The sequence below is a fragment of the Streptomyces milbemycinicus genome (genome assembly GCF_002154605.1).
Taxonomy (GTDB): Bacteria; Actinomycetota; Actinomycetes; order Streptomycetales; family Streptomycetaceae; genus Streptomyces; species Streptomyces milbemycinicus.
This window is the reverse complement of the sequence record NZ_MUNE01000772.1, coordinates 1-637: the sequence shown is the minus strand read 5'-3', so window position 1 is coordinate 637 and position 637 is coordinate 1. Positions and strand designations below refer to the sequence as shown.

1 protein-coding gene is annotated in these 637 nt (G+C 73.6%); it reads right to left on the bottom strand.

Features of this window, described 5'->3' with window-relative positions; all coding sequences use genetic code 11:
* Window positions 1–16: 16 nt before the first annotated feature.
* The coding region (locus tag CCN51_RS55400) for a hypothetical protein (RefSeq protein WP_158104764.1) at window positions 17–637 on the bottom strand (621 nt) is incomplete at its 5' end.

The following is a 637-nucleotide window of genomic DNA, read 5'->3' as shown; positions in this document are numbered from 1 at the left end:
GCCCCACCCGCCCGGGTCACGAGGACGGTGGCCGCCACCCGAAGGCGTGTACCCCGCGCGCCACTTCGACCTCTCCGTTCGCGGCGTTCTGCGCGACCAGTGCCCCCGTGTGGTACCCGCCCGACACCTCGACCGCCGGGGTGCCGAGCACGGTCGCCGTCTTCCCCGAGGCATGGACGTCGCGCGCCAGGACGGGCCGCTTCTCCCGGGTCTCGACCCACCGGATGTTCGTGGCGCGGTAGACGCGCGTCTCGCCCCAGCGGCGAATCCGCTGCCCGTCCGACGCGTACTGGTCGTCATCGCCGCAGCCGGGCTCCGACCGGAAGGCCGCGTACGCCTGGCCGTCGCGGTCGAACCAGGCCGAGACCATCCAGAGGTTGCCGCTGCGGGAGGGCAGGTCCAGCCGGTCCACGCGCCCGCTGCGCTGGTCGACGAGCGCGACGTCGGAGTATTCCTCGCAGGCGCTGAGGTGCTGGTACCAGGGCACGGCGAGCCTGTCCCGCCGCGGACTGGCCGCGGCGACCTCGGGCCCGAGCCCACTGCCGTAGAACGACTGGACGGACCGGGCCGTGCCCTCGCGCGAGACCTGGTAGAACGCGCCCACGCCGGGGAAGTTGCCGCCACCGGAGTCGAAGTA